This window comes from Burkholderia sp. Tr-20390, assembly GCF_017104595.1.
Classification (GTDB): domain Bacteria; phylum Pseudomonadota; class Gammaproteobacteria; order Burkholderiales; family Burkholderiaceae; genus Burkholderia.
Window position 1 is genome coordinate 1 of the sequence record NZ_JAAGPC010000153.1, and the last position, 21,081, is coordinate 21,081.

3 protein-coding genes are annotated in these 21,081 nt (G+C 69.7%); all 3 read left to right on the forward strand.

Annotation, left to right across the window (positions count from 1 at the left end; all coding sequences use genetic code 11):
• Positions 1-3,526: non-ribosomal peptide synthetase (locus G3N98_RS29950; protein ID WP_206150214.1), on the forward strand; the 3,526-nt coding region annotated here is incomplete at its 5' end.
• Positions 3,523-12,621 (forward strand): non-ribosomal peptide synthetase, encoded by a 9,099-nt coding sequence (locus G3N98_RS29955; RefSeq protein ID WP_206150216.1) that lies wholly within the window; start codon positions 3,523-3,525, stop codon positions 12,619-12,621. The genes G3N98_RS29950 and G3N98_RS29955, both read left to right, overlap by 4 nt.
• A gap of 87 nt (positions 12,622-12,708) precedes the next feature.
• A partial coding sequence (locus tag G3N98_RS29960; RefSeq protein ID WP_206150218.1) for a non-ribosomal peptide synthetase occupies positions 12,709-21,081 on the forward strand: 8,373 nt, incomplete at its 3' end.

A 21,081-nucleotide genomic window follows, 5' to 3' on the forward strand; every position in this document is an offset into this window, starting at 1 on the left:
CCAGCTGCGCGACGCGGTGCAGCGCAGCTATTCGTACCAGGATTTCCCGATCGCCGCCCTCGCGCACAAGCTGCATGGCGAACGGCGCGCGACCAACGTCGGCGTGCGCTTCGACGGCCTTCACGAAGCCTGGACAGCGGCCGACTACGACCTGTCGATCGAGATCCGCCATCGCGAACGCTACGAGATCGTGCTGACGGGCCGGCCGACGGTGTTCACGCTGCATTATCTGCAGCATCTCGCGCGGCACCTGCGCAACGTCGTGGCCGGCTTCGGCGCACTGGATGCGCCGCTCGACACCGTCTCGCTGCTCGACGACGAAGAGCGCGCGCGCCTGCGTGCGCAGGCGGCACCCGTCGCGGTCGACGGCACCTTCCTGGAACAGTTCGCGCAACGGGTCGCGGCCGCGCCGGACAGCGTTGCCGTGGTGACCGCCGACGCGTCGCTGACCTATGCCGAACTCGACGACCAGGCGTCCCGGCTGGCGAGCTTCCTGCTCGCGGAATACGCGATCGAACGCGGCGACGTGGTGGGCGTGGTGGCCGACCGTTCCGAGCGCTGGATCGTCGGCATGCTCGGCGCGCTCAAGGCGGGCGCGGTGTATCTGCCGCTCGACCCGGAATTTCCGCGGGAGCGGCTGCGCTTCATGATCGAGGATGCGAAGGCCAAGGCGCTGCTGACGCACTCGGAACACCTGCCGTTGCTCGCCGACTTCTGGGCGATCCCGATGTTCGCCCTCGACTTCCAGCTCGACACGCTGGCACCCGCGTCGGCATCGGCGCCGGTCGAGGTCCGTCCGGACGATGCGGCATACATCATCTATACGTCCGGCTCCACGGGCGTGCCCAAGGGCGTCGTGCTCGAACACGCAGGGCTCCTGAACATGGCGCAGTACCATGTGGACGCATTCGGTTTCGACGCCGCCGACCGCTTCGTCCAGTTCTACTCCCCGGGCTTCGACGGCTCGATCATGGAGATCTTCGTCACGCTGCTCGCGGGCGCGCGCCTGGTGCTGGCGAAGCCCGCCGTGATCCGGGACGCGCCGCGTTTCGTCGACTACCTCGCGCAGCAGGGCGTCACCACCGTCAACGCGACGCCGGCCTATCTCGCCGCGCTCGACTGGCACGCGCTCGGCACCGTGAAACGGGTCATCAGCGCGGGCGACAACGCCCGCGTGGCGGATCTGCGCGAGCTGGCCCGGACCCGCACGTGCCACAACTCGTACGGCCCGACCGAGGCAACCGTGTGCATCACGGACTACGTGGTCGACCCGGCCGTCACCTACGGGGCCCGCCTGCCGGTGGGCCGCCCGATCCGCAACACGCACCTGTACCTGCTCGACGAGCACGGCGGGCTGACCCCCGACGGCTGCACGGGCGAGATCTGCGTGTCCGGCATCGCGCTCGCGCGCGGCTATGTCGGCCGGGACGACCTGACGGCCGCCGCGTTCGTCGATCACCCGTTCGAGGCCGGCGCGCGCCTCTATCGCACCGGCGACCTCGGCGTCTGGCTGCCGGACGGCAACCTGGAAGTCACCGGGCGGCGCGACACGCAGGTGAAGATTCGCGGCTACCGGATCGAAATGGGCGAGATCGAGGCGGCGCTCCGGCAGCACGCCGGCGTCGCCGACGCGATCGTGTTCGTGCGCGAGGACGCGCCGCAGCACAGGCAGCTGGTGGCCTGCGTCGCGACGGCGACGGCCAGCGTCGCCAGCCTGCGGGAACACCTGAAGGAGCGTCTGCCCGAGTTCATGGTGCCGGCGTCGATCGTGACGCTCGAACGCCTGCCGCTGACGCCGAACGGCAAGCCCGACCGCAACGCGCTCGCCGCGCTGGAGCTGGCGCCCGTGCCGAGCGAAGCCGCGTACGTCGCCCCGGCCAATGACGTCGAGGCGCGCCTGGGCAGGATCTGGTCCGACGTGCTGGGCCGCGAGCCGATCGGCGTGCACGACAATTTCTTCGAACTGGGCGGCGACTCGATCCTGATCATCCGGGTGATGTCGCTGGCCCAGCAGGTCGGGCTCAAGTTCACCGCCGACCAGTTCTTCGCGCATCCGACCATTGCCGAGCTTGCCCGGGTCGCGACGGACGCGCCGTCGCTGCGGATCGCGCAGGAGCCGGTGGTCGGCCCCGCCCCGCTGACGCCGATCCAGCACTGGTTCTTCGCGCAGGACGTCGCCGATCCGCATCACTACAACCAGTCGACGATGATCGAGGTGCCCGCGTCGCTGCGGCCGGACACGATCGAGCGCGCGCTCGCGGCCGTCACGACGCATCACGACGCGCTGCGGCTGAGTTTCGAGCGCGTCGCCGGCGCGTGGCAGCAAGCGCATGCGGCGCCGCCGCTGGCCATTGCGCTCGGCGTCACGTCGCTGGCGGACGCGGCACCCGCCGCGCGTGAGGCCGCGATGCTCGCGACCGCCACCGGCATGCAGGCGAGCTTCACGCTGTCGGCGCCGCCGCTGCTGCGCGCGCACCTGTTCCAGTTCGGCCCCGATGCGCCGCAGCGCCTGCTCGTGGTCGCGCATCACCTGGTGATCGACGGCGTCTCGTGGCGCATCCTGTTCGAAGACCTGTACACCGCGTGCCGCCAGCTCGAAGCGGGCCACGCGGTGCAGCTCCCGGCCAGGACGACGGCCTGGCGCGACTGGTCGACGCGTCTGTCCGAACTCGGCGCGACCGCGCTCGACGGACTGGGGCTCGACTACTGGCTCCACGGGAACGCCGGCGAGCCGGCGTGCTTCGACGACATGCCGGTCGGCACCCGCGCCCAAGCCGGCTCGACGCTCGTCGAGTTCGACGCCCAGCAGACGCTCGCGCTGTTGCAGGACGTGCCGCGTGCGTTCAACACGCAGATCAACGAAGTCCTGCTGACGGCCCTGCTGCTCGCGTTCGGCGACTGGACCGGCAACGCGTCGCTGGTCGTCGATCTCGAAGGCCACGGCCGCGAGGACCTCTTCGACGGCGTCGATACGTCGCGCACGATCGGCTGGTTCACCACCCACTATCCGGTGTTCCTGAGCGCCGGCGACGCCACCGTGGCGGTCGACGCGCTGCGCCACGTCAAGGAGCAACTGCGCGCGGTGCCGATGCGCGGGCTCGGCTACGGCATCGCACGCTACCTCGGTCGCGACGCCGGCATCACGGCCGCGCTGGAACGGCAGCCGCCGGCGCCGGTGCGCTTCAACTATCTCGGCCAGGTCGATCGCGTGCTGGCCGACGACACGGGCTGGAAGCCGGTGCTCGACTTCCAGAGCCCCGAGCACAGCCCGCGCGCACGTCGCGGCCATCTGTTCGAGATCGACGGGATGGTGTTCGACGGCCGCCTGCGCCTGACCTGGCACTACAACCGCGAGGCCTGCGCACCCGGCGTCATCGAGCAGCTGACGCAGTGTTACCGCAGCCGTCTGCTGTCGATCGTCGCGGCCAGCGGCGACGGCCCGCGCGCGCTGAGCCCGTCGGATTTTCCGGCCGCGCGCATCAGCCAGGCAGCGCTGGACGCCCTCGTCTCAAGGATCAAATCGTGACATCCCCGACCATCGCCGATATCTACGCGCTCTCCCCGATGCAGGAGGGGATGCTCTTTCATGCCGTGCACGAGCCCGGCGCGAGAAGCAGCTTCAACCAGCTCAGTTGCCGGATCACCGGCAGCCTCGACACCGCGCTGTTTCATGCCGCATGGCAGCAGCTCATCGATCGGCATCCGGTGATGCGCACGTCGTTCCATTGGGAGGAATTCGACAAGCCCATGCAGGTCGTGCACGCGCACGCCACGCTGCCGTGGGTGCAGGACGACTGGCGCGACCTGCCGGAACACGAGCAGCGCACGCGGTGGCGCGCGCATCTCGACAACGACCTGGCCGAAGGCTTCGCGCTCGACCGCGCGCCGCTCGTGCGCTGTCGCCTGGCGCGCGTCGCCGCCGACGCGTACCTGTTCAGCTGGAGCCACCATCACATCCTGGCCGATGGCTGGTGCCTGTCGCTCGTCATCGACGAGATCTTCCAGGTGTATGGCGCGCTCGCGCGCGGCGTGCCGCCGGCGCTCCCGCCGGTGCGCCCCTACCGCGACTACATCCAGTGGCTGCAGCAGCACGAGCCGCAAGCCGCGCAGCAATACTGGACGCGCTATCTCGAAGGGTTCCGCTCGCCGACCCCGCTGCCCACGGCCGCGCGCGCGGGCGCTGACGAGCGCTTCGGCCAGGGCCTCGCGCAAGTGCAGGCCGACCTGTCGGCCGACCTGAGCGCGCGCCTGCGGCAATTCGCGGCCCGCCATCACGTCACCCTCAATACCCTCGCGCAAGCGGCCTGGGCGCTCGTGCTGTCGCGTTACAGCGGGGAGACCGACGTGGTGTTCGGCGCCGTCGTGTCCGGACGGGGCGCCCCTCTGCCGGGGATCGAAACCATGCTCGGCCTGTTCATCAATACGGTGCCGGTGCGAGTGCGGGTCGACCCGAGGCAGCCGCTGGTGCCGTGGCTGAAGATGATCCAGGCGCGCGTGGCCGCCCGTGCGCCGTTCGAGCACACCCCGTTGCCCGACATTCAGCGTTGCAGCGAAGTCCCGCCGACGGCGCCGCTGTTCGAGAGCAACATCACGTTCATGAATTACCCGCTCGACGCGTCGCTCACGCATGGCGCGCACGGGCTGGCGGTCGACGAGGTGCAGCTCTACAACCGCGCCGACATTCCGCTCGAATTCGTGGTGACGGCGCGCGACGACTGGAAGATGGAACTGTCGTTCGACCCGCGGCGCTTCGATGAAGACACGATGCAGCGGATGCTGGGCCACGTGGCGGCGACGCTCGACGCGTTCGCGGCCGAGCCGAACCGGCTGCTCGGCCGCGTGCCGATCTTGCCCGAGGCCGAACGCCGGCAGTTGCTGGAGACCTTCAACGACACCGCCGTGCCATTCGACGCCGCGCTCACCGTGGTGCATCGCCTGGAGCAGGCCGCCGCGGAGCACCCCGAGCGGCCGGCGGTCGAGTACCGCGATAGCGTCCTGAGCGCAGGCGAACTGAACGCGCGCGCCAACCGCATCGCGCACCGCCTGCTGGCCGCCGACGAGCTGGGGCCGGACACGCTGGTCGCGATCTGCATGCACCGGTCGGCGCGCCTGATGGAGGCGATCCTCGCCGTCTGGAAATGCGGCGCCGCCTATGTTCCGATCGACCCCGACTATCCGGTGGCGCGCATCCGCACCATCCTCGAGGATTCCGGCGCCGCCCTCGTGATCACCAGCGACGGGCTCCTGCCTGCGGAGCTGGCCGGGATCGCGCCGGTCGTGTCGCTCGACGCCGTCACCGATATCGACAACGACACCAATCCCGGCTGCCCCGTGTCGCCCGACAGCCTCGCGTACGTGATCTACACGTCCGGCTCCACCGGCAAGCCCAAAGGGGCGATGGTCGAGCACGCCGGCATGCTGAATCACATGCTCGCCGAGATCGACGAGTTCTCGATCTCGGCGCATTCGGTGATCGCGCAAACCGCGCCGCATTGCTTCGATATTTCGGTCTGGCAATTTTTCACGGCGCCGCTCGTCGGCGGCAAGACCGTGATCGTCGACGACGAATGCATTCGCGATCCCGCGCGTTTCGTCGCGTACCTGGACGCCACGCGGATCAGCATCCTCGAACTGGTGCCGTCCTATCTGTCCGCCGTGCTCGACCGTGCATCGGAACAGCCGGCGCTGATGCGGCACCTGCGGCACCTGCTCGTCACCGGCGAGATGGTCAGCCCGGCCCTGGTGAAACAGTGGTTCGACGTATTCCCTGGCATCGCGCTGGTGAACGCGTACGGCCCGGCCGAAGCGTCCGACGACGTCGCGCAGCACCGCATGACGTGCGCGCCAACCACGCCTTACGTACCGGTCGGCAAGCCGATCCGCAACGTGCGCCTCTACGTCGTCGACCCGCAGATGAACCTGTGCCCGATCGGGATTCCCGGCGAGCTGTGCGTGTCCGGCGTCGCCGTCGGCCGCGGCTATCTGAACAACGAGGCCGCCACGCGGGAGGCGTTCGTCGAGGATCCGTTCCATCCGGCGCGCGGGGCCCGCCTGTACCGCACCCGCGACATCGGCTGCTACCTGCCCGATGGAACGATCGTGCTCCACGGCCGCCAGGACCACCAGCTGAAGATCCGCGGCTACCGCATCGAGCTCGGGGAGATCGACAACGCGCTGGCCGCCATTCCGGAAATCCGCCAGGCGGCCGCGCTCGACTATCGCGACGAGGCCGGCCGCGCCGCGCTGTGCGCGTATGTCGCGTTCCGCGACGGCGCGTCGCTGAGCGACGCCGCGATCGCCGCCGCGTTGTCCGCGACGCTGCCGGACTACATGGTGCCCGGCATCTACGTGGTGCTCGACGCGCTGCCGCTGAGCGGCAACGGCAAGATCGACCGCAAGGCGCTGCCGCCGCTGGACCGCGCGCGACTCGCCGCCACCGCGCACGCGCCGACGCCGCCGCGCACGCCCACCGAGACGCTGCTGTGCCGCATCTGGGGCGAGGCGCTGGGCATTCCGTCGCCCGGCATCCACGACAACCTCTTCGCGCTGGGCGGCGATTCGATCCTGAGCATGCGCATCGTGTCGCTGGCCGCGAAGGCGGGCCTGAAGCTCACCACCCGACTCATCTTCCAGCATCCGACGGTGGCCGAACTCGCCGCCGTGGCGACGCGCGGCACGGTCGGCGCGGCGCAGTTCGTCGCGTCGTCCGGCCCGCTGCCGCTGACGCCCATCCAGAAGCGTTTCTTCGCGCAGCACCAGGACGACCCGAACCAGTACAACCAGGGGGTCCTGCTCGACGTGCCGGCCGACCTCGATCCGGGCCTGCTGCGCCAGGCGCTGCGGCACGCGGTCAAGTGGCATGACGCGCTGCGGCTGCGCTTTCGCGCAGGCGAGTCCGGCTGGAGCCAGGAAGTCGTCGACGATCCGGAAGTCCCCGTCGTCGTGTCCGACATAGCGCGCGATCAGCTCGCGCAGCACGTCGCGCAAGCGCATGCGAGCCTGAATCTCGCGGACGGCCCCGTCGTGCGCGCCGACCTGTTCCGCCTGGACGCAGGCCGTTCGCTCCGCCTGCTGCTGGTCGCCCATCACCTGGTGGTCGACGGCGTGTCGTGGGGCGCGCTGCTCGAAACCGTGTACGACGCCTATACCCGCCTGCGCCACGGCAAGGCACCCGAGTTCGCGGGCGGCAGCGCCACCTGGACCGCCTGGACCCGGGCGATCTCGACCTGGGCCGATTCCGGCGCCGCCGACGTCGACCTCGCCCATTGGCAGGCCCTCGCGCGTGCCGCGCTGCCCGGCCTGCCCGGCCTGCCGCTCGATCGCGAGGCGGCCGCCGACGCCAATACCGTGGCGTCCGCCGAAACGATCGTGGTCGAGCTCGGCGAAGCCGCGACGACGGCGTTGCTGGGCGTCGCGCCCCGCGCGTACGACGCGCAGATCAACGACGTGCTGCTCGCCGCGCTCGCACGGGCCGTCAGCGACTGGAGCGGATGCGCCGACGTCCTGCTGGATCTCGAGGCGCACGGGCGCGAGGAGCTGATCGACGACCTCGACATCTCGCGCACGGTGGGCTGGTTCACGTCGGTGTTCCCGGTCGTGCTGACGGTCGATGCCGGTTCGCACGATCCGGCCGGCCTGGTCGCATCGGTCAAGGCGCGACTGCGCGCGGTGCCGAACGCGGGCATCACCTGCGGCCTGCTGCAAGACCGGCTCGACGGCCCGCTTCCGCAGCCGCGACTGCAGTTCAACTACCTGGGGCAGACCGACCAGCTGTTCACCGCCGCACGCGACTGGAAACAGGCCGCGGAGCCGAGCGGGGACGGCCGCCACGCGACCCAGCGGCGCGAGCACCTGCTCGACATCAACGCGTACGTGACCGGCAACCGCCTGCACGTGGCGTGGGAATTCAGCCGGGCCTGCCACGACGCGGACACCATCCTGCGCGTCGCGCAAGCCTACATCGCGGCGCTCGAATCCCTGGTCGTCGGCCATGCCGTCCCGTCCGCCTCGACCCGGCCCGCGGCCGCCTTGCCGCAAGCGCCGGCGTCGGTGATGCCGGACGAGGTCGCCGACGTCTACCCGCTGACGCCGACCCAGCAGGGCATGCTGTTCCACAGCCTGTACGAACCCGCGTCGGATGCGTACTTCAGCAGCCTGAATTTCGGTATCGACGGGGCGCTCGACGTCGAACGGTTCCGCCGCGCGTGGGATACCGTGGCGCACCGGCACGACATCCTGCGCACCGCGTTTCACTGGGAAGACATCGAAAGCCCCGTGCAGGTCGTGCATCGCCGTGTCGACTTGCCGTGGCACGAAGAGGATCTGCGCGCGGCGTCCGCCGCGGAGGCCGAGCAGCGCTGGGAAGCCTACGTGGCGCAGGACCGGGCGCGCGGCTTCGACTTTGCCCGCGCGCCGCTGATGCGGCTCGCGCTGTTCCGCGTGGGCGAGCACGCATGGCGCTTCCATTGGAGCCATCACCACATCCTGCTCGACGGGTGGAGCTCCGCCCGCCTCCTGAGCGAAGTGGCCGCCGCCTATCAGGCGCCGCCGGCCGACGGCGCGCCGCAGCGGGACGCGCCGCCCGCCTTCGCCGATTACGTGCGCTGGCTGGCACGCCAGGACGCCGCCGCCGCGGAACGTTTCTGGAAAACGAAGCTCGCCGATTTCCCGGCGACGACACCGCTCGTGCTGGGCCGCCCCGAACTCGACGGCACGGCCGCGCCGGGCGCCTACGTGGAAGAGGCGCTGCTGCTCTCCGAACGCGACACGCAACGGCTCGTCGCGTTCGCGCAAACCCGCCGCCTCACCCTGAACACACTCGCGCAGGGCGCGTGGGCGCAATTGCTGAGCCGCTACAGCGGCGAATCGGACGTCGTGTTCGGCACGATCGTGTCCGGTCGCCCCGCGTCGCTGCCGGCGTCGGACGAGATGGTCGGGCTGTTCATCAACACGCTGCCGGTGCGGGTGCACATCGACGCGCGCCCGACGTCCGCGTGGCTGGCGCAATTGCAGCTGGATCTCGCGCAGCAGGAGGACTATGCGCACTATCCGCTGGCCGACCTCCAGAAATTCGCCGGCCTGCCGCCCGGCGTGCCGCTCTTCGACAGCCTGCTCATCTTCCAGAACTATCCGGTGGAAGAAGCGCTGGCCGATGCGCTGCCCGGCCTGCGGATCGGCGCATTCCAGGTGTCCGATCCGAACAACTACCCGCTGACGCTGGTCGTGACGCCGGGCAAGCGCCTGTCGCTGCAGGTGCTGTACGACGACGGCCGGTTCGATCGCGACACGATCGTCCGCCTGCTGCGCCATGTCGAGACCCTGCTCACCGGCCTGGCCGGCGCGGAAGATCGCCCGAACCGCAGCGTTGCGCTGCTCACTGCCGCCGAGCGGGACGCCCTCCTGCTCGGCTGGAACGACACGTTCGCGCCGGTTCCGTCCGACCGGACGCTGCCCGAACTGATCGAGGCCGTCGCCGCCGCGCACCCGGAGCGCATCGCGGTGCGCTGCGGCACGGAGGTTCGCACGTATCGGGCGCTCGTCGAAGGCGCGAACCGGATCGCCGCGCAGCTTCTGCACACGGCGCCGCTCCAGCCGGACGACCGGATCGCCGTCTGGATGCCGCGCTCGCCGCTGATGCTGGAAACGATCCTGGCGATCTGGAAGTGCGGCGCGGCGTACGTTCCGGTCGATCCGGCCTATCCGGCCCAGCGGGTCGAGACCCTGCTGACGCTGGCCCGGCCGGCCGTCATCGTCGGCACCGACTGCCAGCCGCCGCCGGCGCTGGCGTCGATCCCGTTGGTCGATCCCGCGCGCCTGCCCGCCCATCAGGATGCCGAAACACTGACGCCGCGCTGCCGGCCCGCGGACCTCGCCTACGTGATCTTCACGTCGGGTTCGACCGGCCAGCCGAAGGGCGCGATGGTCGAACATCGCGGCATGCTCAATCACGTGCTCGCGATGGCGCGCCGGGTCGGGCTCGACGCGCGGAGCGCGGTCGCCCAGACCGCTTCGCACTGCGCCGATATTTCGGTCTGGCAGTGCTTCGCGGCGCTGGCGTCGGGCGGCACGACGGTGATCTACCCCGATGCCGTGATCCTCGAGCCCGCACGCCTGATCGACAGCCTGCACCGCGACCGCATCACGGCAATGCAATTCGTGCCGTCCTATCTCGCGACCTTTCTCGGCGAACTGGAACGGCACGCGACACCGGCCTTCCCGCACCTCGAAACATTACTGACGATCGGCGAAACGCTGCAGCCCGCCACCGCGCAAGCGTGGTTCCGCCTGAATCCGGCGGTCCGGCTCATCAACGCGTACGGGCCGACCGAAGCGTCGGACTCCGTCGCGCATTACAGCCTGACGCGCGCGCCGGATCGGCCGGCGATTCCGATCGGCCGGCCGATCGAGAACCTGCGCCTCTACGTCGTGGATGCCGACATGAATCCGTGCCCGGCCGGCGTCAAGGGCGAGATCTGCATCGGCGGCGTCGGCGTCGGGCGCGGCTACCTGTTCGACGAAGCCCGCACCCGGGCGGTGTTCCGCGACGATCCGTTCAGTCCGGAACCGGGCGCGCGCCTGTATCGCACCGGCGACGTCGGCTGCTTCGACGCGGACGGCAATCTCCACTTCTTCGGCCGCCGCGACTTCCAGGTCAAGATCCGTGGCTATCGGATCGAGCTCGGGGAAATCGAAGCCGCGCTGACCAGTCTCGCGGGCATCTCCCACGCCGTCGTGGTCGCCCGGGAAACGTCGGATGCGGAAATGACCCTGTGCGCCTACGCGTCGGGAACCGGCTGGACGCCCCCACGCGTGCGCGACGCACTGCGCGACACGCTGCCGGCGCATATGGTGCCCGACACCGTGATGCTGCTGCCGGCGCTGCCCGTCATGCCGAACGGCAAGATCAACCGCGCCGCGCTGCCGCTCCCGGATGCCGCGTCCGTGCCCGACGGCGTGCCGGCCGAACCGCGCACGCCAGTCGAAGCGGCGCTGCTGCGCCTCTTCGCCGAGGTGCTCGGCCGCCGGCCGAACGGCGTCGACGCCGATTTCTTCGAGCAGGGCGGCCAAAGCCTCAAGGCGATCCAGCTGGTCAGCCGGATCCGGCGCGAACTGAAACGGGACGTCACGGTCGCCGACATCTTCCATGCGCCGACGCCGCGCGCGCTCGCGCGGAAGCTGGCTGCCATGCCCGCCGACGGCGCTGCCGCCGACGACGCGTTCATCCCGGCGCTGGCCGCGCAACCGTCCTACGCGGTGTCCCGCGCACAGAAGCGGATCTGGCTCGCCAGCCGCGGTGCGGATCCGTCCACGTACAACATGGCGGGCGCGCTGCAGCTGGACGGCGCCGTCGACACGGCGCGCCTCGTCCGTGCGTTCGACCTGCTGGTCGATCGCCACGAGAGCCTGCGCACCGTGTTCGCGATGATCGAAGGCGAGTTGCGGCAACGCATCCTCAGCCGCGAAGCCTCCGGCTTCCGGGTCGAGCAGCGCGATCTCGCGGACGATGCCGGGCCGCAGGCGATCGATGCGCTGATTCGCGCGGCAAGCGAGCAGCCGTTCGATCTCGCGTCGGGGCCGGTGTTTCGCGTCACGCTGGTGCGGCTCTCGCCGGTGAAGCATCTGCTGCTGCTGAACATGCACCACGTGATCTCGGATGCGTGGTCGATCCGCGTGCTGACCGACGAGCTGCATGCGCTGTATGCGGGACACGACCTGCCGCCGCTGCCGATCCAGTATCGCGACTACGCCGCGTGGCACAACGCGAGCCTCGCGGGTCCGCGTGCCGCCGCGCATCGCGCGTACTGGCTCGCGCAACTGGCAGCGCCGCTGCCCCGCCTGCAGCTGGCAACCGACTTCCCGCGGCCCGAGCGGCCCGGTCATGCCGGGCAGACGCTCGAAGTCGAACTGGCGGCGCCGCACGCGGCGGAACTCGCCGCGCTGGCCCGCGCGCACCATACGTCGCTTTACGCGGTGCTGCTGGCGTCGTTCTGCGTGCTGATGCACCGCTATACGGGGCGTGAGGACATCGTCATCGGCAGCGTGTCGGCCGGGCGCGACAGCGAGCCGCTCGAATCGCAGATCGGCGTGTATCTCAACACCGTCGTGCTGCGCGTGCCGGTGCGGCGATCCGCGACCGTCGCGGAGGTGATCGACGGCGTGGCGACAGCCTCCGCGCAAGCGCTGGAGCATGCGTCCTATCCGTTCGACGTGTTGCTGGAAGACCTGAATATCCGCACCCCGGCGGGCCATTTTCCGATCTTCGACATTCAGGTGAACCACGTGTCGATGCCGGCGCCGCAGCCCGGCCTGCGCATCACGGACATCTCGCCGGCGGATACGACGGCCAAGTTCGACCTGTCGCTCCAGGTCGTGGAAAGCGAAGGCCGGCACCTGATCCAGTTCATCTACAACACCCACCTGTTCCGCCCGTCGACCATCGCCGCGATGCGCGATCGACTGCTCGCGATCCACGACGTCTTCCGCCGCGACCCGGCCACGCCGGTCGATCGCATCCCGCTCTCCGGCGAGGCGCCCGCCGCCGGCCCACGGGCCCGGGTCGGCCTGCGCCTGAAGCGCGCGCCCGAGGTCACGGCCGACGACGCGCTCGAGGAGAAGACGTGATGCGGATCGTCCGGAGTTCGAGCGGCGCGCGCCGTGCGCGCCGCTTCGGGTTGTTTCAGGTGAACAAAACGTTTCAAGGAGTGTCCTGTGCAAGACAATAACGTGCTGGTCACCGACCATCGCTATGCCTCCACCGCGCGTTTCTGGCGCGAAAGCCTTTCCCGGGTCGCCGGCGTCTACCGGATCGCGGCGTACGCCCCGAATCAGCAACCGGGTCGCCCGCTGTCCCGCACGGTCCGGCTCACGCCCGCGTCGCTCGACCTGTTGCGGCGCATCGGCGACGGCGAGCTTGCCGAATTCGCCGTCACGGCGGCGGGCATTGCGTTCCTGCTCTGGAAATACTTCCGGATTCCGGTCACGGTGCTCGGCACGCCGGCGCTGGCCGCGCATCCGTCGGCCCGGGCCGCCATCGTGCCGCTGATCATCGAGGTCCGTCCCGACGAGCGCGTCGAGGACTACCTGTCGCGCGTGGCCGCGATCGTGGAAGACAGCTACGCCGAGCCTCACTTCCCGCTGGAAACGCTCGTACGCAACGAAAAGGACATGGCGCTCGCGCAGCTCACGAAAGTCGCGCTGGCGGACGATCGGGTGCACCACGCACCGACCGGTCGCGACGACGACCTGCAGTTGCATCTGCGGCTCGCGCGCGGCGAGATCGAGCTTCGTTACAGCGCCGCCATCGAGCCTTTCATCATCGACGGTTTCGCCGGCAGCCTCGGCGCGGTGCTGGCGGCATTCGAACACCTCGACACGCCCGTCGGCGACATCGCATCGGCCCCGCCGGAAGAGGCCCCGCTGCTGGCCGCCTTCAACGAAACCGCGACGACTGGCCCCAGCCACCCGACGGTCGTCGCCATGTTCGAAGCGCAGGTCGCCCGCACACCGACGGCGCCGGCCCTGGTCACCGACAGTGCGCTGATGACCTACGCCGACCTGAACGCGCGGGCCAACAGCCTCGCGCATCAATTGCGCGAGCACCACGGCGTCGGGCCGGAATCGCTGGTCGGCATCATGCTCGACCGTTCCGAATGGATGATCGTCGCGATTCTCGGCATCCTGAAGGCGGGGGCGGCGTTCGTTCCGCTGGACCCGGCGTATCCGGCCGAGCGGATCAATCACATCCTCGGCGACACCGGCCTGTCGCTGCTGGTGACCCAATCGAATCAGCTCGCGCAGTGGTATGAGTTCTCCGGCGTGACGCTGCTGCTGGACCAGGAGCTCCCCGGCTGGCCGCCGCGGCCGGACAACCCGCCGTACCGTGCCGAACCGGCGCACCTGGCCTACGTGCTCTACACGTCCGGCTCGACCGGGAAACCCAAGGGCTGCCTGCTCGAACACCGGAACCTGGCCCACTACATCGCGTGGGCCGCCGCGTATTACTTTCCGGAAAGCACGACCGGCAGTTTCGGCCTGTACAGCTCGCTCTGCTTCGATTTCACGCTCACCAACCTCTTCTGCCCGCTGGTGCGCGGCAAGACGCTGCGCATCTATCCGCAGTCGGAAAGCATCGACACCATCCTGGCCCGGATGTTCCAGCCCGGCAGCGGCGTCGACACCCTCAAGCTCACGCCCACCCACATTCACCTGCTGGAATACATGAACCTGGCGCGCTCCGGCGTGCGCAAGGTGATCGTGGGCGGCGAGGAACTGACGCCCCAGCACATCGCCACGCTGCGCAAGATCGATCCCGCGATCGAAATCTACAACGAGTACGGCCCTACCGAGGCGACGGTCGGCTGCATCGTCGAGCGCGTCGAGGACGCGCCGTCGACGGTGCTGATCGGCCGGCCCATCGCCGACACCCGCGTGTACATGCTCGACGACGCGCTGCGGCCGGTTCCGCTCGGCGTGCCCGGGGAAATCTGCGTCGCCGGCGCCGGCCTCGCGCGCGGCTACCACCAGCGGCCCGACGTCACCGCCGCGAAATTCGTCGAGCATCCGTTCCCCGGCGAAGCGCGCATCTATCGCACCGGCGACATCGGCCGGTGGCTGCCCGACGGACGTATCCAGTGCTACGGGCGCGTCGACCACCAGGTCAAGATCCGCGGGCACCGTGTCGAACTCGGCGAGATCGAGGCCGCGATCGCCGCGCACGAGGACGTCGTCGGCGCGGCGGTCATGCTGCGCGAATCCGCCCACGGCGTGCGCAAGCTGGCGGCCTACGTCAAGGGCGCCGCGAGCCTGAGCGTGCCGGACCTGCGGGCCTATCTGGCCGGGAAGCTGCCGGACTACATGGTCCCGTCCGACATCATCCCGATCGCCGAATTCCCGCTCAACGCCAACGGCAAGCTGGATCGCCCGGCGCTCCTGGCGCTGGAGCCCAACGCCGCGCCCGACACCGCCAGTCTCGACGCCACGCCGATTCAGCTCGAGCTGGTGCGCATCTGGCGCGACGTGCTCGACAATCCGGCCGTCGATCTCACCGGCCGCTTCTTCGACTACGGCGGCGATTCGCTGCAAGCCATGCAGCTGGTCTCGCGGATCTGGAGCAGCTTCTCCGTCGAGATCGGTATCGACGCGATCTTCGAACTCCAGACCATCAGCGCGGTGTCCGACCTGATCGAAGCGTCGTCGCCGCACGCCGGTTCGACGGCCGGCGCCATCCTGCCCCGCCCGCGCGCGAACGACCTGCCGCTGTCCTTCCCGCAGCAGCGACTGTGGTTCCTCGCACAACTGGAAGGCCCGTCGGCCACCTACAACATCTCGAGCGCGCTGCGCTTCGACGGCGAGCTGGACATCGCGCGCCTGCAGGCAGCCGTGTCCGAGATCAGCCGGCGTCACGAGATCCTGCGCACGACGTTTCCCGCCGTCGACGGCCGCGGGGTTCAACGCATCGCGCCGCCGGCGCCGGTCGCGCTCGACGTCGTCGAGGTCGCCAGCGAGTCCGACACGCTCGCGCGGCTCGCGGAGGAAGCCGACCGGCCGTTCGATCTCGCCGCCGGGCCGCTCTATCGCGTCGTGCTGTATCGCGTCCACGAGCGCCTGCACGTCTTCGGCATCGTGATGCATCACATCGTCTCCGATGCATGGTCGTCAGGCATCCTCATCGGCGAGCTGGCCGCGCTCTATGCCGGCGAGTCACTGCCGGAACTGGCTGTCCAGTACGCGGACTACGCGGTGTGGCAGCACGAACGCCTCGCGTCCGCCGACACGCATCGGGAACTGGCACTCCTGAGCGCCGCGCTGGCCGATGCGCCGGACCTGATCGAACTGCCCACCGACCGCCCGCGGCCCGCGGTCCAGCAGTTCCGCGGCGCGGTCCTGCCGTTCCAGCTGAGCGGCGAGCGCGCCGACGGCCTGCGCGCGATCGCGCGTGCGTCCGGCACCAGCACGTTCATGGTCGTGCTCGCCGCGTATGCGCTGCTCCTGTCGCGATACAGCAACCAGCAGGACCTCGTCATCGGCTCCCCGATCGCCAACCGGCGTTCGAGCATGACCGAGCCGCTGATCGGCTTCTTCGCGAACATGCTCGCGCTGCGCGTGGACCTGTCGGGCAATCCGACCTTCGGCGAACTGCTGGCGCGCGTGAAGCGCGTCGCGCTCGACGGCTACAGCCGCCAGGAGATTCCGTTCGAGCAGGTGGTGGATTCGCTCGCGCTCGAGCGCAACCTGAGCCGCACGCCGGTGTTCCAGGTCGTGTTCGCGTACGAGAAAGCGCCGTCCCAGGCGGTGAGCTTCCCCGGTCTCGTGGCCACGCCGGTGGCGGTGGAGACCCACACCGCGAAGTTCGACCTCACGCTCCATGCGCAGGATGCCGACGACGGTCTCGCGGGCTCGCTGGAATACAACCTCGACCTGTTCGACGCCGCCACGATCGATCGCATGGCGGAACACCTCCGCACGCTCGTCGATGCCGTGATCGCCGATCCGGACGCGCCGCTCGGCGCGCTGCCGTTGACGAGCGACGCGGAGCGGAACCTGATGACGGTCGAGTGGAACCGCACCGACACGGATTTCGGTGAAGCCGCCGCGCAACCGCTGCATCGGTTGTTCGAACAGCAGGTCGAGCGCACGCCCGATGCCGTCGCGGCCGTCTTCGATGACGTCTCGCTCACCTACGCCGAACTCAACCTGCGCGCCAACCGCCTCGCCCACCACCTCATCGCGCTTGGCGTCGGCCCCGATGCGCTCGTCGGCGTCGCGATGGAGCGCTCCCTCGACATGAGCGTCGCATTGCTCGCGGTCCTCAAGGCCGGCGGCGCCTACGTCCCCGTCGACCCCGACTACCCCGCCGAGCGCGTGCGCTACATGATCGACCACGCGCAGTTGCGCTGGCTCCTCACCCAGCAGCATCTGCGCGACGCGCTGCCCGAGACCGACGCACACGTGATCGTCGTCGATAGCGACTCGCTCGACCTCGACGCCGCTGCTACGTCCAACCCCGTGCCCGCGCTGAACGGCGACAACCTCGCCTACATGATCTACACGTCCGGCTCGACCGGCCGGCCCAAGGGCGCGCTCAACAACCATCGCGCGATCACCAACCGCATCCTCTGGATGCAGCACGCCTACGCGCTCGGTGCCGACGATACGGTGCTGCAGAAAACCCCGTTCAGCTTCGACGTCTCGGTCTGGGAACTCTTCTGGCCGCTCGTCACCGGCGCGCGCCTCGTGTTCGCCCGCCCCGGCGGCCAGCGCGAGACCGATTACCTGGTCGAGCTCATCGAGCGCGAACGCATCACCACGCTCCATTTCGTGCCGTCGATGCTGCGCGCCTTCCTCGATCATCCCGACCTCGACGCGCACTGCGCATCGCTGCGCCGCGTCGTGTGCAGCGGCGAGGCGTTGCCCCACGACCTGCAGCAACGTTGCCTCGAGCGCCTGGACGTCAGGCTGTACAACCTCTACGGCCCGACCGAGGCCGCTGTCGACGTAACCGCGTGGGAATGCCGCCGCGACGATCCGCACCGCATCGTCCCGATCGGCCGGCCGATCGCCAACACCCGCCTCTACATCGTCGATGCGCAGATGCAGCCCACGCCGATCGGCGTGCCAGGAGAATTGCTGATCGGCGGCACGCCGGTCGGGCGCGGCTACCACGGCGAACCCGAGCTGAGCGCCGAGAAGTTCATCGCCGATCCGTTCTCCGCCGACCCGCTTGCACGCCTCTACCGTACCGGCGATCTCGCGCGCTACCGCCCCGACGGCAACATCGAGTTCCTCGGCCGCATCGATCACCAGATCAAGCTGCGCGGCCTGCGCATCGAACCCGGTGAAATCGAGGCGGCGCTGCGCACGCATCCGTCGGTCGACGACTGCGTCGTGATCGCGAAAACCGCAGGAGCCCGAACGTTCCTGATCGCCTATGTCGCGACCGCGGAGCCAGACATTGCCGATCTGCGCGGATATCTCGGCGGCAAGCTCGCCGACTACATGGTGCCGTCGCAGTTCGTCGCGCTGGCATCGTTGCCGATGCTGCCCAACGGCAAGATCAACCGCAAGGCGCTGCCCGCCCCAGCCGACGTCGCCGACGCGGCCCAGCCGCACGCGCCCGCCGTCACGCCCCGGGAAATCCTGCTGGCGTCGATCTGGCAAGACGTGCTGCAGTTGCCTGCCGTCGGCATCCACGACAATTTCTTCGAACTCGGCGGCGACTCCATCCTGAGCATCCAGGTGATCGCGCGCGCCAATCAGGCCGGGCTGCGCGTGACGGCGAAGCAGCTGTTCCAGCATCAGACGATCGCGCAGCTGGCCGCCGCGCCCGAGGAGCGGGCAGCCTACGTGCCGACCTTGAGCCCGCTGGGCGATGCGCCGCTCACGCCGGTGCAGCACTGGTTCTTCGAACAGGAGATCGACGCGCCGTCGCACTTCAATCAAACGGTCCTGATCCAGGTGCCGGCGGATCTCGACGCGTCGCGGCTGGCCGACGCGTTCCGGCAAGTCTACGAACATCACGACGCGTTGCGACTGCGTTTCTCGCACGATGCGGGCCGCTGGACCCAGCATGTCGTCGCCGGCGGCGAGATGCCGGCGCTCTTTGCGAAACAGGTGATCGCCGGCGATGCCGGCGAGCGCCTGGCGGCGATGCGCGCCGCCGCCGCTGACGCGGAGCGCGGCATCGACATCACGCATGGCCCGTTGCTGGCGGCCCGGCTCTTCTGCGTGGCCGGCGAGCCGCTCGCCCGCCTGTTCGTGTCTATCCATCACCTGGCGGTGGACGGCGTGTCGTGGCGCGTGCTCCTCGATGACTTGCATGCCGCCTACCACGGCCAGCCGTTGCCCGCTAAGACGACGTCGTTCCGCGAATGGGCGCTGCATCTGCAGCAACGGGCCCGGTCGCCGGCCATCGGCGACGAAGCGCGACTGTGGCAAGCACTCCTCGCGCAGCCCGTCGAGCCGATCCCGGTCGACTATCCGGCCGCGGGCGCGCCCAACAATGTGGCCAACAACGCGGTCGGCGACGCGTCATCCGTTTCATTCGAGCTGGACGAAGCCGACACCACCGCGTTGCTGCGCCGGCTGCCACGGGCCTACGACACCCGCATCAACGACGTCCTGCTCATCGCGCTCGCGCAAGCCTGCAGCATGGTCACGGGCAACGCCCGCACGCGGATCGATCTCGAGAGTCACGGCCGCCACGTGGCGGATGCGCCGCTCGACCTCACCCGGACGGTGGGCTGGTTCACGTCCATCTACCCCGTCGTGCTCGACGCCGACGCGATGCACACGCCGGAGCAAGCGCTGCGTGCCGCGCGGCAGCAGCTGCGCCGGATTCCGGCCGACGGTCTCGGTTATGCGCTGCTCCGCTACCTGAGCCCCGACGCCGCCGTGCGCGACAGTCTCGCCGCGTTGCCGCAGGCCGATATCCTCTTCAACTATCACGGGCAGCTCGATACCGTGTTGCAGCAATCCGACGGCTGGCGCCCGGCGGCCGAAGACCTCGGTTCGCTGCGCGCCGGGCGGTCGCAGCGCACGCACGCGTTCGAGATCGTCGCCGCCGTGGTCGACGGCAAGCTTCAGGTGGACTGGCGCTACGGCGAGCGGCTCCACCGGCGGCAGACGGTCGAGAACCTGGCCGCGCACTTCAGGGACCGGTTGCTCGACTTCGCGGCGTCGGTCCCCGACACCGCAGCCGACGACATCGACGACAGCTACCCGCTCTCGTCGCTGCAGCAGGGCATCCTGTTCCATTCGCTGTACGACCTGGATCCTGCCGCCTATTTCCAGCAGTTCAGCTTCGTCGTCAGCGGCCCGCTCCAGGTGCCGGCGCTCCGGCAGGCGTGGGCCCATGCGCTCGCGCGCCATGCCGTGCTGCGCACCGCGTTCGCGTGGGCCGATCGCGAGCAGCCCGTCCAGACCGTGCTGCACACGGTCGAGCTGCCGTGGACAGTGCTTGACTGGCGGCACCGCGATGCGTCCCGCCGCGCGCAGGACTTCGATGCATTCCTCGCCGACGACCGAAATCGCGGCTTCGATCTGCAGCGGGCACCGCTGTTCCGCTGCACGCTGATCCAGGAAACGGACACGCGCCATCGCTTCTGCTGGAGCGCACACCACATCATCCTCGACGGCTGGAGCACCGCGACCCTGATGAAGGAGGTGTTCGACGACTACCTGTCGCTCGCGCGCACCGGCACGCCCGCGGTCGCGGCGTCGGCGCCCGGATACCGCGCGTACATCGACTGGCTCGCGCGTCATCCGCGCGCCGCCGACGAAGCCTGGTGGCGCGCCGAGCTGGCCGGCTTCCGTGCCGCCACGCCGATCGCGGCCAGCCCTGCCCGGCAGACGACCGGCGACGCCGCGCGGCAGGACAAGCGCCGGACCCAGCAATTCCTGCTGGACGCTGCGCTGACCGCGCGGCTGCACGCGCTCACGCGTGCGCATCGCGTCACCCTCAACGTGCTGATCCGCGCGGTCTGGGCGTTGGTGCTGCGACGCCACGCCGGAACGGACGACGTCGTCTTCGGCGTCACCGTGTCCGGCCGGCCGCCGCTGCTCGACGGCGTCGAGTCGATCGTGGGGCTGTTCATCAACACGCTGCCGCTGCGCCTGCGTATCGCGCCCGAACGGCCCTTCACCGAATGGCTGGCAGAGGTTCACGCGGCCCAAACGGCGATGGAGCCGCACTCGTACAGCTCGCTGGTCGACATCCAGTCGTGGAGCGAAGTGCCCGCCCGCGACAGCCTGTTCGACAGCCTGCTGGTCTTCGAGAACTTCCCGGTTGCCGCCGCCCCCGAGCTCGGGCCGGACGACATCGAGATCCTCGACACCCGCGCGTTCGCGGAATCGAACTACCCGCTGACCCTGACCGTGCACCCGGACGCGCGCATCGGCTTCCATATTTCGCACGATGCGCACCGCGTCGCGCCGGATGTCGTGCGGCAGATGCTCGACACCCTCCGCACGTTGCTCGAGCGATTCGCCGAGCACCCGGACCAGCCGACCGGCCAGCTCGCCGACCCGCCGGCCGCCGACGGCCAGCCGGGCGCGACGCGCGATGCGGCCGGGCCGGCGATCGAA